Origin of the sequence: Gracilimonas sp., from assembly GCF_031581265.1 — a bacterium.
Classification (GTDB): Bacteria; Bacteroidota; Rhodothermia; order Balneolales; family Balneolaceae; genus Gracilimonas.
The window spans coordinates 69,847-86,538 of the sequence record NZ_JAVLBQ010000008.1 but is presented as its reverse complement, the minus strand read 5'-3'; the positions used below and the strand labels follow the sequence as shown (position 1 = coordinate 86,538).

Sequence of the window (16,692 nt, the reverse complement as noted above, 5' to 3'; positions counted from 1 at the left end):
GTCTGACCGATGGTTGATTAAAGTTTTGAAGCCTTTAAAATCGATCAGACTGATTTTCGGTAGATCGAGTCCAATAATGAACTGGTTCAAGTCTTTCACTTGGACCAGCCATAGTTCGTACAAGCGAGACGCTTGCACGAGTTTCGAATTTTAATTAGAAAAGTTAGTCCTCTCTTGAGGGAGGTGTCGGACTGAACGAATGTGAAGTCTGGCGGAGGATGTCAGCTAAGGGCAAGGAAGTTGTTATTAAGCTTGGTAATCCTTGGCAACAACACCTCTCACAACAAATCAGGAACAGCTGATTTGTTGATCTCTCCTCAAGGAGAGACTTTATTTCCTTGGATATTTTTGACTAAGAATTAAAAAATGCCACAAAAAAACATTGACCTGTACGATTTGGGTCACGCCGCATATCAGCCGATATGGGATTTGCAGAAGTCTGTGCAGCAGCGGCTCATAGATGAAAAAAGAGCCGAACAAAAAGGGATGTTTGAAGGAAAGCGACTGGATGACATCTTCTTTTTTGTAGAGCATCCACATATCTATACCCTGGGTAAAAGCGGGCAAGAAGAACATCTATTGCGCTCCATGTTGGAATTACAGCAGCTTGATGCAGAATTCCTCAAGATCGATAGAGGTGGAGACATTACCTATCACGGACCCGGGCAAATTGTTGGCTATCCCATTTTAGATTTAGACCGCCACTTCACCGATGTCCACAAATATCTGCGATTTCTTGAAGAAGTGATGATTCGGGTTTGTTCCGATTATGGATTTGAGGGTCATCGAATTGAAGGAGCTACCGGCGTTTGGGTGGATGAAGCAAAAATCTGTGCTATGGGCATTCGCTGCTCGCGATGGGTTACCATGCATGGTTTTGCGTTCAATGTAAACACCGATTTGAGGTATTTTAATAACATTGTGCCCTGTGGTATAGATGATAAATCCGTCACCAGTTTACAGAAACTTTCCGGCAAAGAAATTGACGCAGAGGAAGTTAAGGAGCGGATTGTTTTTAACTTTGAAAATGTTTTTGAGGTCTCCGTATCAAACAAAGGTTCACTGCAAGAAGTGGAGCAGATAATTTCGTAAGTTTAATTAATAATTTTAAATGGAATTGTAGTTTGTAAATCAGTGATTATTTCCCCTGCCTTGCGCAAGCGTCACGCTTGTGTAAACATTGGTTGTTCCAAGCGAGACGCTTGAAACAGGACTGGTTGAAATTTATTGATAAAATATAAGACGAAGGGCTGAATCCCTCGCAATGATGAGATTAAAAATCACTAAAGAAGCACCATGATTAAAGAACTTCAGGTTGTAGAAAATACCAAAACCAAAAACCGCCGGCCCGACTGGCTGCGGGTAAAACTTCCCTCAGGAGAGAAATTCAAAGAGGTTTCGGAAACCATCCGTGAAAATAATTTGAATACCGTTTGTTCCGAAGCCCGTTGTCCGAACATGGGTGAATGTTGGGGAGCCGGAACGGCGACATTTATGATTTTAGGTGATGTATGTACTCGTTCTTGTGCTTTTTGTGCCATCAAAACCGGACGGCCACCTGAGGATCTTGACTGGGATGAGCCGGCGCGGGTAGCCGATGCTGCGGCTAAAATGAAACTCAAGCACGTAGTGCTTACTTCCGTAAACCGCGATGAACGAAAAGATGGCGGAGCCCCAATCTTTGCTGAATGCCACAAAGCATTGCGTGAAGCTATCCCCGGCGTAACCATAGAATCTCTCATTCCTGATTTCCGCGGTGAATGGGACGCGGCCCTTCAAATCGTTTTTGATACCCCGCCAGATGTGCTTAGCCATAACCTGGAAACCGTACCGAGCAAATATCGCAGAGTTCGCCCACAAGCAAGATATGAACGTTCTCTTGAACTCCTTCAGCGTACCAAAAACGCCGGACTTCGAACTAAAACCGGAATTATGGTTGGTTTAGGTGAAGAACGAGAAGAAGTAATCGAACTGATGCAGGATTGTGTAGAGCATGGCGTTGATGTATTAACGATTGGCCAATATATGCAACCCACTAAAATGCACCATCCCGTGATTGACTGGGTTCACCCCGATCAGTTTGCCGAGTATAAAGAAATTGGCGAAAATCTTGGTATCGAACATGTGGAGAGTGGCCCTTTGGTGCGATCCTCCTATCATGCTGAGCGACATGTATAGTTAATCGTCTCGGGCATATTGGTTAATGGAACCGTGAATAACATTTAACCAAAATCATTAACTAATTTGCCCTTAATAGATTAACTTCTGCCAAATAAAAAAGCTTATGGTTTCACTATTTACGGTTTTATTGATCAGTTATGTGCTGGGATCTATTCCATCCTCGCTGTGGGTGGGGCAAATCTTTCACAAAACGGACATCCGGAATTTTGGAAGCGGGAATCTTGGCACTACCAATGCCTTTCGAAATTTAGGGTGGCAATCAGGAGTGTCAGTACTGGTTTTGGATTTCATGAAAGGATTTGTTGCTACATACTGGGTGGCTATGTATGCATTCGAAATAAGCAATGGACCTTTGGCCCCACCAGGATGGGAAGCAGATGCTTTTTTAAAAATCACATGCGGCCTTTTCGCAGTTATTGGTCACATGTTCCCTTTATTTGCTAATTTTAAAGGAGGAAAGGGTGCTGCCACAGCATGTGGAATGTTATTTGGAATTGAACCTATATCTATAGGAATTTCTTCCGGGGTATTTGTGATAATAGTTTTAACCACCCGATATGTATCATTAGCTTCAATTGTCAGTAGTTTTATTTATCCCATTAGCTTATTGGTGATGCGGTACGGATTTGGATATTATGTGGACGGAAGCATTATCATATTTGCAACTTTTATAGCCATTGGAATAATTTACAAGCACAAATCCAATATCGATCGGCTTTTAAAAGGCGAAGAAAGCCGGGTAAATATTTATGGCAGTAAAGGTGAAGATTCAGTTGAAGCTAAAGTGGAATCAGGAGCATGAGTGGACTTAATGTAACAGTGATTGGAGCAGGTAGTTTTGGCACTGCCTTGGCTATGGTATTAGATCAAGCCGGAAATGAGGTGCAAATATGGGCCAGAGAAGCTGAAATTGCTGATCGCATCAATGAAGAACATGTCAATCCCTCTTACCTCAATGACATAGAGCTGCCTAAAACAATTAAAGCTTATAATAATCTTGAGCAATGTATGCAGTCTCAGGATATGGTGGTTTTTGCGACTCCTTCACATGCACTTCGTGAGGTTGGTAATAAGCTAAAACCATGCCTCGATGGCCATGAAATTTTAGTGACGGTAGCAAAAGGCATTGAGAACGATACCTTCAAAACCATGTCTCAGGTTTTGGTAGAAGTGATGGATGGAACTACGTTGGAAGATAATATTGGGGTATTGTACGGGCCGAGTCATGCCGAAGAAGTTGGAAAGTTAAAACCAACAACAGTAGTTGCGGCGGCCTATTCAACACGAACAGCCCGTATCATACAGGAAGCTTTTTTAACACCAATGTTCAGAGTTTACATTAATAATGATGTAATTGGGGTTGAGATAGGCGGCTCAGTTAAAAACATCATGGCTATTGCCGCTGGTATTGTGGATGGAGCTGAATTGGGTGATAATGCAAAAGCAGCACTTATCACGCGCGGCCTGCACGAGATGAAGCGGATGGGAGCAAAAATGGGTACTCATTCCGATACTTTTTCGGGATTGACCGGAATGGGAGATTTGATTGTTACCTGTACAAGTGCGCACAGCAGGAACCGTTCGGTTGGATTTCGCATTGGTAAAGGAGAGAAACTGGATGATATCATTGATAGCATGAATATGGTGGCAGAAGGTGTAAAGACCACAAAATCAGTTCGTGATTGGTCTGAAAAACACAATGTTGAAATGCCCATTACCAACGCCGTTTACAGTGTTCTTTTTGAAAATATGGACCCGAAAGATGCGTTGTATAAGTTGATGACGCGCGACCCAAAAGATGAAATTGTCATGTGAATCGGGTTGTGGGTTTCATGTCGCTGACAACTGAAGAAACCGCGACATGAAACCCGGAACTCGAAACCCCTATAACGATGAAAGACGAGTTTGAATTCTACATGCAGTATTCAGATACGGTTAAAGTATCTGAGCTTACCAAGAACGATCTGAAAAGTTTGATTCAAACGGGAGAGAGTAAGTTCCTTGAATTCAAGCACAGTGTAGCATCACCGGAAAAAATTGCACGTGAAATTGCTGCACTTGCCAACTCTAAAGGCGGAACTATTCTTATCGGCGTTGAAGATAATGGAGAAATTATTGGCGTTGACAGTTATTACGAGGAAGAGTTTTGGCTCAACCAAGCGGCCAAAGACGAATGCATACCGGAAGTGCCCATTCAAATGGAATTGGTAAATACGGGAGAAAGAGATGTGTTGTTAGTTAAAGTTCCGGAAGCTGAAGTAAAGCCCATATATGTAAAAGGAAAAAAGGTGCGGCAGGTTTATGTGCGAGTTGATGATGAGAGTGTGGTGGCAAGTGATGAATACATCGAAGTACTAAAGCGGAACTATTCTGATGAGGGAGTTACTTTTGAATATGGCGAAAATGAACAGCAACTCTTCCGTTTTTTGAATGAATACGGAGACATCACCGTTAAAAGATTCTCCCTGCTGATAAGTGTAACAACTTATCGGGCAGCTAAAATATTGGTGAATTTGGTAAGTGCCGGAGTACTTGACCTGTTTGAAAAAGATGGGGTAACGCATTATACATTTTCCCAAAAAACTTCGTAATTTTGACTCGTTCTAAATAAAGGAGCGAAAAGAGACCATGAGTGTTCAAGAAGAAAATTTAGATGATGTCATTTCCTCATTGATCGATGTTAATGAGGAAGAAGAATCTGTATCTCCGCAACCAATTACAGAAAACGATTATCAAAAAGAGGAACTGACCGGTGAGCCGGTTATCCTTACAGAGCGGGCTGCCAGGCAAGTTGAAAAGATCAAGAATGAAGAAGATCTGGATAGCAATTTGTATTTACGTGTGGCCGTAGATGGCGGCGGATGCTCCGGCCTCAGCTATAAACTTGGCCTGGACCATCGCACTGATGAAGACAACGTATATGAAAGCCATGGCGTAGAAATTATTGTCGCCCCCAAACATTTGATGTACTTAGAAGGAATGCAGATCGACTATCCCGATGGGTTAGATGCACGCGGTTTTACTTTTGATAATCCGAATGCCGTTGAGAATTGTGGCTGTGGAACGTCTTTCGCTATTTGATTTAGAGGCTTTTCAAGTTTAGGAATGGAACCCCGGAGGCGTGTACGGGACAGGCATGGATGACACAGATGCTTCAGGTCTTCGCTGATTTAATATTTGTGTGAGTTAATAGGGTACAACTAAATCATCAGTCAAGATGGAAAAATGTTTCTTATCGAGAGAGGCTACGGGGACTTTTAAATAATTGGCTGTTGCTGCGATAATTGCATCAGGAATTTCTATTCCATGGCTTTTCAAATATTTTCGTCTTAGTAAACCGGCATTTTTGGCGATTATTTCGGTTACATCAACCAACTCTACAAAAGTTAAGAATTCTCTTATCTCTCTCAATTCATTTTTACTTTTAACTCCTGAAAATAATTCAGAAACTACAACAACTGACGTTGAGATTGGTTTATGAGCTTCAATGAAATGATTTGCTTTTTCATGACCCTTTAAAAAATCAATAATAATGTTTGTGTCAACTATCATCTGGATCTAAGCCTAATCTTTTCATTCTTCTTCCCCAGCCTTCTCTCATTTCACGCACATCAGGTATGTCTTCTTTATCCTTCCAAATGCCTGCAAAATCCATAATAGATTTTTTCTTAGACTTGGTTTCCTCCTTCGCCACATACTCATCAATTGCTTCCCTGATAATATTGCTTTGGGTCGTACCTCGTTCATCAGAAAGCTTTTCTATGGCTTTTTTCTCTTCTTCGGTAAGATAGATTTGTGTTCGTTTCATAGTGCTCTCCATTCAAATATGATGTATATAATATACATCGTTTGTAGATGTCGCTCAAATTGAACATCGGTTAAGTAAGCACAAAGAGTCTAAAAGGATATTTCCGCTAATTATTATTCTCGGGAGAGGAAGTCATACCCAACTGCTCTTTAACCCTCTTAACTCCTTCAGCGGCCTTCAGTTTCCAGTCTTCGGTTACATATCGGCGAACCATTAGTACGGAGCAAGGAGCTCTGTCTGCGATAATATCGGGGATGGTTCCAAACAGAACATTGCGGATTCCCCAATCATGAGAGGCTCCAATGATCAGCAAATCATCCTGATGCTCTTCAAGTTCTTCTAAGATTCCGCCGGTCACATCCGTGGATTCTTTGACCGTGATTGACATGTTCTCGAAATTGCCGGCGAGTGGTTTGATGCGCTGACGTAATTCATCTTCCTCTTCTTTAAGATCAATACCGGGTTTCACCAACCGAAGTACTCGTAGTTCCGCACCTACTGATTTAGCTATTCTGAGGCCAATCTCCATACCTAAACGAGCATGAAGGCCACCACCCCAAGGAACTACTACGGAGTTTATTTCATCTAACTCTCGATCCTTCAATACGGATAGATCGGCCTTTAAACTCTTAATAATTTTTTGAACAGGGGTGTTATAAATTCGACCTAAACTAAAACCTCCTTGCCACCCCATAACCAACATATCTGCTTGTCGGTCTTCCGTTTCAGAAATAAGTCCTTTAAAAATATCATGAGCTGCAGCCGTTGCAGACTCAAAGGATGTGGAAGCGAGTGTTTTGCTTCCTTTCTTATCAACGGTTTCAGCCTGGGATTTTCGGCTGATTTCTTCAATACTTTCGCGAACCGGTTCTTGCTCCTCAAGCATTCGATTTATAGTGGTAACGGGAGTTTGAAAGGGTACTTTCAACATGTTGAGTCCGGTAACCTTTCCACCTTCTTCTTTACCTGTTGCAATTAACTGTGAGATTTTTAAGAGTTTTTTTTCATGTTTTGGGTTGGCTAATGCGGTCACTACATTTCGCCCTTCATTAATATTTAAAGCTCTTATCGCAGGTGCCCATTCTTCAAATTCAGATTCATGAAGTTCAACAGGAGCGGTAAATATACCAAAACCTAATTCTTTCCAGTTCTCTTTGAGTTCCGGCAGGGCATGTTCAATTTCTACTCGTGAACGTCCCCATGCCAGGTACCACAATAGGCTTCCTATTATGAGAACGACAACTGCTATCTGAGCAAAAGTACCTGAATAGACTATGATGGAGAGACACCCAATGGCAGCAAGAATTTGCAACCAGGGAGTTCCCGGAGTTCGGTATGTTGGTTTGTACCAATCGGGATGAGATACTCTGAGAACAACGCACCCTATATTCAGAGCAGCATAGCTATAGAGCTGAAGCACACTCGCAATTTTAGCCAGATCTTCCAGGCTTTCGAGCAGTAAAAACAATAATGCCAGTATTCCTGTAAGGATGATGGCACGGTAAGGAGTAAGTAATTTTTGGTGAATGTCGGCCAGCCAGTTGGGAACCATCCGGTCTCGTGCCATTGCAAGGTTTATTCTGGAAGAGGCCATAATACTGGCATTTGCTGATGACAATGTAGCCAACAATCCCGCAATAATAACCGCTACAGCACCGGGGCTTCCCAAAATAGTACGAGCTGCGGTAGTTAATGGATCACGAACATCAGCAATGGTAGATTGCTCAAACATCCCTCCAATCACTAAAACAATGACTACATATAAAACGGTAACTAATGCAACGGAGCCAATAAGTGCCCGAGGCAAATTCTTAGAAGGGTTTTTAATTTCCTCAGCTACAGCAGCGATTTTTACAAATCCCAAAAAGGATACAAAGACGAGAGCGGTAGTTGCGGAGATAGAATCAAAGCCATAAGGCATGAAAGGATCATAGTTGGAAGCATCAATATGGAAGACGCCCATCACACTAAATGTACCTAAAATGGCAAAAAGAATAAGAACAATGACCACCTGTGTTCGACCCGATTCTTTAGCGCCAACCACATTTAAAATAGTGAGCAAAATACCCCCTGCTACAGCTCCCCAGAAAGCGGATATTGGAAGGAATTGAGAAAGATATTCTCCAAGCCCAAACAAATAGAAGGCAATGGCAAAGGTAAGACTTAACCAAATGCCCACACCCGATATAGCACCCATTGCCGGCCCTAAAGATCGAGATACGAAAAAGTAGTCACCTCCGGAAGTAGGCATACCCGTGGCTAGCTCAGCGGCACTTGAAGCGGTTATCATGCAAACAACACCGGCTATCAGGTAAGCAAAAATAGCAGCCGGGCCCGACATTTCCAGAGCTACACCTGCCAGTAAAAAAATACCGGCTCCAATCATAGTGCCGGCTCCTATAGTGAGGGCGTCCCAAAAGCCCAGTTCTCTTTTTAAATCTGCCATATAAATTTCTTCCGTTAGAAAAATAAAATTACCATCTATTTCAGAAAAGTAAAATTAAGCTTCGTCTTTTTTTGCAATGAGCCGAACACCCCTTTTAAAAGTAATATAGTGCCAGGTCCACTCTGCAAATACCCGAAAGCGATTCCGGAAGCCGATGAGAAAAAATATGTGGATCAGTCCCCATAGCAACCAAGCAAAAAATCCGCTGAATTTGAACCCGCGGATGTCAGCTACGGCTTTAGCACGCCCAATAGTAGCCATGGTCCCCTTATCAATATATTTAAAGGGTTCTCGATTTTTTTCTTCTTTTCTCAGAAGATCTCCCAGGTACTTACCTTGTTGAAGTGCAACCGGGGCTAAGCCGGGCAGTGGATTTCCATCTTTGTCTTTCACGTGGGCGGCATCTCCGGCTACAAAGATATTTGGATGACCGGCGATTGAGAGGTCTGGTTCAACTATAGCTCGTCCCATACGGTCGGTCTTAACGCCCAATGATTTGATAAGTGGTGAAGCTGCTACTCCGGCTCCCCAAATAATATTCGGTGTTTCTATAAACCGCCCTTCAATTTGAACCCCGTTTTCTTTGATGTCCTGAACAGGTGAATTTAGAATGACCTCAACACCCATTTCTTCTAAAGTTTTCAATCCTTTTTCAGGAAGCGGTTCATCAAAACCATTTAAGATACCATCAGCGGCTTCAACCAGGTAAATTTTGGTTTCATCCGGTTTTATATTTCTGAAATCACGCATCATGCTTCGCTTGGCGATTTCGGCTATTGAGCCAGCCATCTCAACCCCGGTTGGGCCTCCGCCAATTACCACATAAGTCAGGAATTTCTCTCTTTTTTGGGGATCAATAATCTGTTCGGCTTTTTCGAGGGAAAGTAAAATACGCTCCCGGATCTCAAGGGCATCAGAGAGGGATTTAAGTCCCGGTGCATGTTCTTTCCACTCATCGTTGCCAAAGTAATTGTACTGTGCACCCACAGCTACAATCAAATAATGAAAAGGGAATGAAGATCCATTTTTCAGGATAACACGATTAGAGTCTTTGTTAACTTCGGTGACTTCCCCTAAAACAACTTCAACATTCTTTTGTTTACTGAAAATGGCTCGAATTGGCATTGCAATGTCACCGGGAGAAAGGGCAGCTGTAGCCACCTGATATAGCAGTGGCTGAAAAAGATGATGGTTGGTTTTGTCGATGATCGTGATATTGAAACCGGAAGAGGATAGCTTTTTAGCTACTGAAATTCCGGCAAAACCACCACCTATGATTACAAGATTTTTAGCCATAAGGTTACAGGATGAAGTGTGTTATTCTTTTTGCTTTTTGGCATTGATTACTGAATCAACACGTTCTTCATCATATTCATTTTCGGGGATCTCAATTTCAGGGGATTTTTCTTCTATGTCTTTGTTCTTTGTTGTGGCTTTGAGGTGGCGTTCAATCTTACCCTGCAAAGTTTCGGAAAGCTCGAGAAGATTTTTCTTACGCTTTTGTTTTCGGCCATTGATAAAGCGAGCAAAGAAAAAAGAAGCAGTCAGGATCAACGCGGACATAAGTAAGGCGGGACCTATATCATTGTCGATAACCCCAAACATGATTGCTGTAAGGAACATAAAACCTCCAATACCACCGGCTATTGCAGGCAAATAAAGTTTATTAACTGTCTTAAGACTTTGAGTAACTTTTATTTTTACGTTTCCATCCACCTTTTTGAATTCTACTTCGGGCGAATTCACGGTAGCTATAAATTTTGAGGGACCAACAGCTTTAGCCTTCCAAACAATTTTATTCTTTCGATATGAGATTTCACCAACGGTATTAAAGTGAAATTCAATCTGATTTCTTAATTCTTTTAAAAGATTCTTGTCGATATCTCCCTTTGCAAAACCTACAATTTCGGTACTGCTGAAATCATTGTTATCAACTACAAATGCTTCTGAAATGGGTATTCCCGTCTGTTCCAGGTAGGCCTCATGGACATATTCACGAGGAATATCCAGGTTATCCGTGATCTCATAGAGCGACTTTAACTCTTGGTTTGATTGTGTTCGATTTACCGAAGAACCTGACTCACCAAATTTCTGTAAAAGAGTGGCTTTTTGAACTATTGCCCGAATTTCATCTTCAGTGAGTTTGCCCATAATATTCCCTAATTCATTTTAGCTTGTGCATCGGTTATGATTTTCTCCATCTCTTCTTTCGTAAATTTTTTCTTGCTGTTGCAATAATGACAAACTACTTCCTGTCCTTCCCCTTCCATGTCTTTCAGGTCATCGAGAGTGAGCATAGATAACGCATTTTTGAACCTTTTACGAGTACAACGGCAGAAAAAGTCAACCGGCTGGCGGTTCAGTTCTTTTACTTTTAACGGAGATACTGCTTTGGTCATGATTTCGTCAATGTACTGATCATCACTCAGTAATTCATCAATGGGAGGGAAGGACCCCAGTCGTTCCTGCAGCATATCAATTTGACCATCAGGGGCATCCGGTAGGCGTTGTATCATGAGTCCCCCGGCTTGAGTTACTTTCCCGTCTTCATCAATGCCTACATCAATGAGCAAGGCAGAAGGAATTTGTTCGGATTGTGCCAGGTAATGAGCCACATCACTGGTTACATCTCCATTTACAATTTGGATGCTGCTTGAACGAGGCTCAGCTTCATTATACAGAACCTTTGAAAAAGTAAGTACGCCAAGTCCGATGCCATCTCCTAATTGTACATCATCTGCGGAATAATCTAATTCAGCTGCCGGATTTTTAACATATCCGCGAATTTCACCAACCTGGTTTGCCTCAGCTACTAAAAACCCAATGGGTCCGTCGCCGTCCATGCGGAGCTGTATTCGTTCTTCTCCTTTGAGCTCTGAAGCCAACAGCATAGTAGCTGTTAAAGCCTTGCCTAAAATGACGGTATTCAGTAATGAAAGAGAGTGGTTCTGTTTTGCAGTTTTTACCACATCAGTGGTTTTAACAACCGATATTTTAAAATGGCCATCTGTTGTCATTCCCTTGATGAGCCGGTCTTTGAAATTAAATTCTTCGATATTCATAGGAGTGAGTGGAAAATCTCTTTTTTATAAAAAATATTTAGCCTTAAAGATACGTAGAATATTAGATTTTATTGGAAGCACCTTAAAAGAAAAAATGATTCTTCGGGTAGAAGTCGAAGTTATTCCGCTACCTGAGTTGTGGAAGTCTTTAAGCCGAAATAGGCTAAAATCACACCAACTACAACAGTGGAAACAGCCATCAGTAAGATGCTTTCCATAGGTATATTATTATCGAGCATCCATCCCATAAGAAAGGGGCTTAATGCCGTACTAAATACCATAATGGATGCAAAAAGAGAACGTACGGTTCCAATAAATTCTTCACCATATAACTCCGCATAAAGAGCCGATTTTGTAGTGCTCCCAAAACCTAAAGTTATACCGACTAAAGTCATATACAGAAATGCCGACCAGATCCCGGGATGGTAGAAAGCGACCACCAAACCCGCACCCAGAGGAATGATGTAAAATGGGAAAATAGTTTTGGCACTTAGCCTGTCGATGACTGGACCAATTCCAAGGGAGCTTACAATTCGAGCTGCAGCAAAAAAGATAAAAGCTGACGCAATAATAGCAGCCGTCCACCCAAGTTGCTCCGCGATGGATACTTGATACAGGAATAAAGCTGTGGCCCAGAAAGGAGGGACCAATACTGCCGGCAATATTAGCCAAAACCTGCGATCATTGATTATTTGAAAATAAGAACCGGAGGATGATTTAGAATTTTCTCTTGTTTTTTTGACATCCTGATTGGACTCTTCGATATCTGATTTGTTCAGAAGATAGAATATGAATGGGATAAATATCAGGGCAATGACGGCAGCAATGATACCCCACGTTGTTCGCCAGCTGGTAATGGTAAGTAAGGCAGCGATAGCCACCGGAAGAATCCCTTCACCTACCGGATATCCCAGGCTTGAAATACTTAACGCCTTACCACGCTGAAGGGTAAAGTATCGGGCTATAGCTGTTTCTGCGGTGTGCCCGCTTAGACCTTGGCCGGCAAGTCGCAGCATCAAAATTCCAACAAAAAGAAATCCGATATGCCATGAAAAAGCCATTATAAGAGCAGCAGTGAGCAATCCGCCGGCCACAAATAAACTGTACTTTCCAATAGGTAATACATCGATCCATTTCCCCAGATATGGAAGAATGGATGCACTTGCCAGGGTTGCAGCAGAATAGATAGAACCGAAGGCAGCATTAGATAAGTCAAAATCTGTGAGGAAAAATGGAACAAATAATGAGTTTCATTACTTCCAGAATTTTCAATTCTTCGTATAACAACATCTCGTCTAGTTTGCCCAAAGCTTGAGAAAAAGGTAAACGACAGACCAAAGCTGAGAACTTTTCTCTCTTTTAGAACAAAGGTGAGATAACTCAATGAATAACGGGACTCGGATTTATAATTTTAATAAAACGCTGAAAAATACCGCTATTTTATACGAATCAATACCAAAAGATGAATGTATTAATCTATCTGAGGTATAAGATTGGTCTATTTAACGAAAATTCGAAATACCCTTGGCGCCAAAATCCTCCGCCAGACTTCACATCCGTTCAGCCCGGCACCTGTTTCCATTAGAAGATTATGTTGGTTCGATTAAAAACCTTTTTTGTCCTCGAATTATCTAACATCTATAAGAGTGAGAACTATAACTATAAAAAAAGGCACTTCGGGATTTCTGAAGTGCCTTTTGGTAATAATTAGTTTTGCTACTTAGTGATCAGTCGACGAATCGCTTATAAACACTCCCAAGCCGACCAGAAATTTCAGCATTGGAAGAATATTTGTTTTGAATCTTACCCACTGCTTCAATTCTTTTTTCTGCTAATGTATTGGAAGCTTGATGCGCAGGAATGCCTTGCTCTTCCGAATACGTTAAAATATCGGTGATGGTGTTGTAAATATTACCGGCATTCTGCAGGGCGCGTTCTTGGTTATACCCTTCCAGCTCGCTTGCGATGTTGATGACTCCACCGGCATTTATTACATAATCGGGAGCGTAGATAATGCCTTTATCCAACAACATTTGACCGTGCTTGTCTTCTTGATCAAGTACGTTGTTGGCTCCACCGGCAATGATGTCGCACTTGAATTGATCCAAGGTTTCGTCGTTAATAACGCCACCTAAAGCGCATGGGTTAAAAATATCTACATCTAAACCGTAAATATCTTCAGGTGCAACCAATTCACCACCCACTTCTTCAGCCAGTGATTTGGCTTTATCCTCGTAAATATCACTTATAAATAATTTTGCTCCCTCTTTGGCTGCATGACGTGCAAAATGGGAAGCTACATTTCCGGCACCTTGTAAAGCAATTCGCTTACCCTCTAATGAATCACTACCGTATGCTTTTTTTACACAAGCCTTCATGCCCATATAAACACCGTAAGCCGTAACGGGAGATGGATTCCCGCTGCCCCCCAATTCTTTAGGGATACCGGTTACATATTTAGTTTCAGAATAAATCCATTCCATTTCTTTTTCCGTCATGCCCACATCTTCTGCGGTGATATATCGACCGCCGAGTCCGTCCACAAAACGACCAAAAGCTCTGAACAGCACTTCTGTTTTTTCTTTTTGAGCATCGCCGATGATGACCGCTTTTCCGCCGCCTAAATTTAACCCGGAGATAGCTGATTTATAGGTCATACCACGTGAAAGACGTAGAACATCTTTCATAGCAGCAGCTTCAGATTCGTAATTCCACATCCGGGTTCCACCAAGGGCTGGCCCCAACGTTGTGTTGTGAATAGCAATAATGGCCTTCAACCCACTTTCAGGATCGGAGCAAATTACGACTTGCTCATGTTCTTTGTCAGCCAGTTCATTAAATAGGGAGAATTTTATGTTAGTATCAGTCAAAATATTAGATTCGGTTTGGGGTGCTTCTGTAGATTATAAATATAGCTAAAATATTATGGAGATGATTCCATGGAAACGCTTCCAAAGGTCTGCATTTATTTAAAAGTTCTCAAGCTGAAGGGATTTAATTTTAGTTAATATTAAGAATACAGCTTGGTTTGTAAACTTTATATCTTTTAAAACAAGATGCTGAATTTCTCCGGTTAAATAGTATTTTATACCTAATGAAAACGCCTTTGGCGTTGGCGTACCGGCTTGACCGCCGCATAGCCTCTATGAATAAAAATAAAGCAAAAAATAATCATGTCATTCCGCTGGGTATACGCGCAGCCGGAACAGGAAGAGTATGTTTCCAAGTTAAAGGAACAACTCGGAGTTTCGGCCAAAATAGCCTCATTATTGGCTATCCGCGGCATAAAAACATACGATGATGCAGAATACTTTTTCAGGCCGAAGATAGAAAACCTCCATGATCCTTTTTTAATGAAGGACATGGAAAAAGGTGCAGAACGTTTAGCCCTGGCTATCCGCAAGAGTGAAAAAGTACTCGTTTACGGCGATTACGACGTAGACGGCACTACGGCAACCTCCTGCTTATATACTTTCCTGAAAGAATTTGGGGTTGATGCTGATTACTATATCCCTCATCGCTTTAAAGAAGGATATGGTATTAATCCTGATGGAATACGGTATGCGAAAAAAATTAATGCATCCCTGATCGTTTCTGTAGATTGTGGTATCACGGCTATCGAAGAAGCTAAAACGGCTAAAGAGAAAGGGATAGACCTTATTATTTGTGATCACCATACGGTAGGAGATTCCATTCCTGATGCCGAAGCTGTTCTCGATCCAAAACGTCCTGACTGTAATTATCCTTTTGATGGATTATCCGGGGCCGGAGTTGGATTTAAGCTGATACAAGGCACCATCGAAAAATTAGGATTACCCCAATCCATTTCCTACAAATTCCTGGACCTGGTGGCTATATCCATTGCATCTGATATCGTGCCCATCATTGATGAAAATCGTGTTTTGATGAAAGCGGGACTGCAGATGATTCAGAAGAGTCCGAGGGTAGGAATAAAAGCCCTTCTCGATATCATTAATGTATCAAAAGATGATGTTAAAACTTCCAAAATAGTATTTTCGATTGGGCCACGTATAAATGCTGCCGGAAGAATGGGTGATGCCAGTACCGCCGTCAAGCTCATGATTTCCGAAACGATGGGTAAGGCGAAATCTCATGCCTATGAGTTGGAATCCATTAACTTGCGCCGGCGCGATACCGACTCCAAAACCATGAAAGAAGCGATGGAGCAGATCGATCAGGATTTTGATATGGAAGAAATCTCTACCATTGTGCTGTATTCTGAAGATTGGCACTTGGGGGTGATCGGTATTGTGGCATCGCGATTGGTGGATTTGTATCACCGACCGGCTATAATGCTCAGTAATGTGGAGGGAAAGATTAAAGGTTCGGCCCGGAGTATAAAAGGGTTTAACATCTACGATGCGATTAAAAAGTGTGATGATTTGCTGGAGCAGTTTGGTGGTCACGAGTTTGCAGCCGGGCTCACCTTAAAAGAAGGGAAGTTATCAGACTTTCGTCGCCGCATGAACGACCTGGCTTACACCGATTTATCTGATAACTCTTTTGAGCCCGAATTGACCATAGATGCAAAGCTGAATCTGTCTGAAGTAGATATGAAATTTTGGAAACTGCTGAGTCAGTTTGAGCCTTTTGGTCCGGCTAACCTTCGACCCATTTTTGTGAGTGAGGCAGTGAAGGTGGTGGGAGAACCTACCATTGTCGGGAACGGGCACTTGAAGATGAGGGTGAAACAACAGGATTCCGGCATTTTTGACACCATCGGATTTAATATGCACGAATATCTGCCCTCCGTTCGTGACGGTAAGCTATTTAGCATTGCCTATGTTTTGGAAGAAAATAACTGGAACGGCCGCCGTACTCTACAGCTTCGCCTAAAGGATATTCACATCCCGGGTAAATGAGGTTTTAGGTACAAGGTGTTAGGTTCAAGTCTAACACCTAACACCTTGTACCTAAAACCTATTTCCAGAAATTTATTATTGTATAAAGATTGCAAACCCTGTATCTTTGCCGTCCTTGTGAAAGGGACTGTAGCTCAGTAGGTAGAGCAACGGACTGAAAATCCGTGTGTCGGCGGTTCAAATCCGCCCGGTCCCACACTCAAGTAAAAGCCTTGTGAGACATAGAGATATGAGCTTTCAGGGCTTTTTTATTTTAAATATTTTTTGAAGCTTGTGTGAAATTTGGGTACTTGAATATTAGGTACCCCTTGT

The 16,692-nt window shown here is 42.0% G+C and carries 15 protein-coding genes, 1 tRNA gene and 1 pseudogene; 8 read left to right on the top strand and 9 right to left on the bottom strand.

Translation table 11 applies throughout. From position 1 onward, the window contains the following. The first annotated feature begins 366 nt into the window (after positions 1–366). The 6 genes from lipB (at position 367) to RI561_RS04940 (ending at position 5,262) form a co-directional block, all read left to right on the top strand. Positions 367–1,092 carry a lipoyl(octanoyl) transferase LipB gene (gene lipB / locus RI561_RS04965; RefSeq protein WP_395079118.1) on the top strand — a complete coding sequence of 242 codons (726 nt, stop codon included), beginning with the start codon at positions 367–369 and terminating at the stop codon, positions 1,090–1,092. A 204-nt stretch (positions 1,093–1,296) separates the two neighbouring features. Then, positions 1,297–2,178, top strand: coding sequence for a lipoyl synthase (lipA, locus tag RI561_RS04960; protein ID WP_395079117.1), 882 nt, complete (start codon positions 1,297–1,299; stop codon positions 2,176–2,178). A gap of 106 nt (positions 2,179–2,284) precedes the next feature. Continuing rightward, positions 2,285–2,983 (top strand): glycerol-3-phosphate 1-O-acyltransferase PlsY, encoded by a 699-nt coding sequence (plsY, locus tag RI561_RS04955; protein WP_395079116.1) that lies wholly within the window; start codon positions 2,285–2,287, stop codon positions 2,981–2,983. Further along, complete coding sequence (locus RI561_RS04950) at positions 2,980–3,996, top strand: NAD(P)H-dependent glycerol-3-phosphate dehydrogenase (protein ID WP_395079115.1); 1,017 nt, start codon at positions 2,980–2,982, stop codon at positions 3,994–3,996. Before plsY ends, RI561_RS04950 begins: the two co-directional genes overlap by 4 nt. Positions 3,997–4,073: 77 nt before the next feature. Beyond that, positions 4,074–4,772: a helix-turn-helix domain-containing protein gene (locus RI561_RS04945; protein ID WP_395079114.1), complete on the top strand. Its 699-nt coding sequence runs from the start codon at positions 4,074–4,076 to the stop codon at positions 4,770–4,772. A 37-nt stretch (positions 4,773–4,809) separates the two neighbouring features. Then, positions 4,810–5,262, top strand: coding sequence for a HesB/IscA family protein (locus tag RI561_RS04940; RefSeq protein WP_395079113.1), 453 nt, complete (start codon positions 4,810–4,812; stop codon positions 5,260–5,262). Positions 5,263–5,367: 105 nt separating this feature from the next. Here the strand turns inward: RI561_RS04940 and RI561_RS04935 are convergent, their stop codons facing one another. From RI561_RS04935 to RI561_RS04895, 9 genes and pseudogenes are all read right to left on the bottom strand, one after another. Then, positions 5,368–5,733 (bottom strand): type II toxin-antitoxin system VapC family toxin, encoded by a 366-nt coding sequence (locus RI561_RS04935; protein ID WP_395079112.1) that lies wholly within the window; start codon positions 5,731–5,733, stop codon positions 5,368–5,370. Continuing rightward, positions 5,723–5,989 (bottom strand): CopG family transcriptional regulator, encoded by a 267-nt coding sequence (locus tag RI561_RS04930; protein ID WP_395079111.1) that lies wholly within the window; start codon positions 5,987–5,989, stop codon positions 5,723–5,725. The genes RI561_RS04935 and RI561_RS04930 overlap by 11 nt, the downstream gene beginning before the upstream one ends. 106 nt (positions 5,990–6,095) lie before the next feature. Further along, positions 6,096–8,435: an amino acid permease gene (locus tag RI561_RS04925; RefSeq protein WP_395079110.1), complete on the bottom strand. Its 2,340-nt coding sequence runs from the start codon at positions 8,433–8,435 to the stop codon at positions 6,096–6,098. 54 nt (positions 8,436–8,489) lie between these two features. Beyond that, positions 8,490–9,731, bottom strand: coding sequence for an NAD(P)/FAD-dependent oxidoreductase (locus tag RI561_RS04920; protein WP_395079109.1), 1,242 nt, complete (start codon positions 9,729–9,731; stop codon positions 8,490–8,492). 21 nt (positions 9,732–9,752) lie between these two features. After that, positions 9,753–10,586 carry a hypothetical protein gene (locus tag RI561_RS04915; RefSeq protein ID WP_395079108.1) on the bottom strand — a complete coding sequence of 278 codons (834 nt, stop codon included), beginning with the start codon at positions 10,584–10,586 and terminating at the stop codon, positions 9,753–9,755. Positions 10,587–10,594: 8 nt separating this feature from the next. Beyond that, positions 10,595–11,497, bottom strand: coding sequence for an Hsp33 family molecular chaperone HslO (gene hslO / locus RI561_RS04910; RefSeq protein ID WP_395079107.1), 903 nt, complete (start codon positions 11,495–11,497; stop codon positions 10,595–10,597). 119 nt (positions 11,498–11,616) lie between these two features. Next, positions 11,617–12,147 carry an MFS transporter gene (locus RI561_RS04905; protein WP_395079132.1) on the bottom strand — a complete coding sequence of 177 codons (531 nt, stop codon included), beginning with the start codon at positions 12,145–12,147 and terminating at the stop codon, positions 11,617–11,619. Beyond that, a pseudogene (locus RI561_RS04900) lies at positions 12,133–12,726 on the bottom strand (MFS transporter); the annotation flags it as partial. The gene RI561_RS04905 and the pseudogene RI561_RS04900, both read right to left, overlap by 15 nt. Before the next feature lie 498 nt (positions 12,727–13,224). Then, a complete protein-coding gene (locus RI561_RS04895) occupies positions 13,225–14,367 on the bottom strand; it encodes a Glu/Leu/Phe/Val dehydrogenase (RefSeq protein WP_395079106.1) in 1,143 nt (380 codons plus the stop codon). A gap of 303 nt (positions 14,368–14,670) precedes the next feature. On the opposite strand from RI561_RS04895, the gene recJ reads away from it, so the two are divergent. Next, positions 14,671–16,380 carry a single-stranded-DNA-specific exonuclease RecJ gene (gene recJ / locus RI561_RS04890; protein ID WP_395079105.1) on the top strand — a complete coding sequence of 570 codons (1,710 nt, stop codon included), beginning with the start codon at positions 14,671–14,673 and terminating at the stop codon, positions 16,378–16,380. 123 nt (positions 16,381–16,503) lie between these two features. Further along, positions 16,504–16,576 (top strand) — tRNA-Phe (locus RI561_RS04885). Positions 16,577–16,692 lie beyond the last annotated feature (116 nt).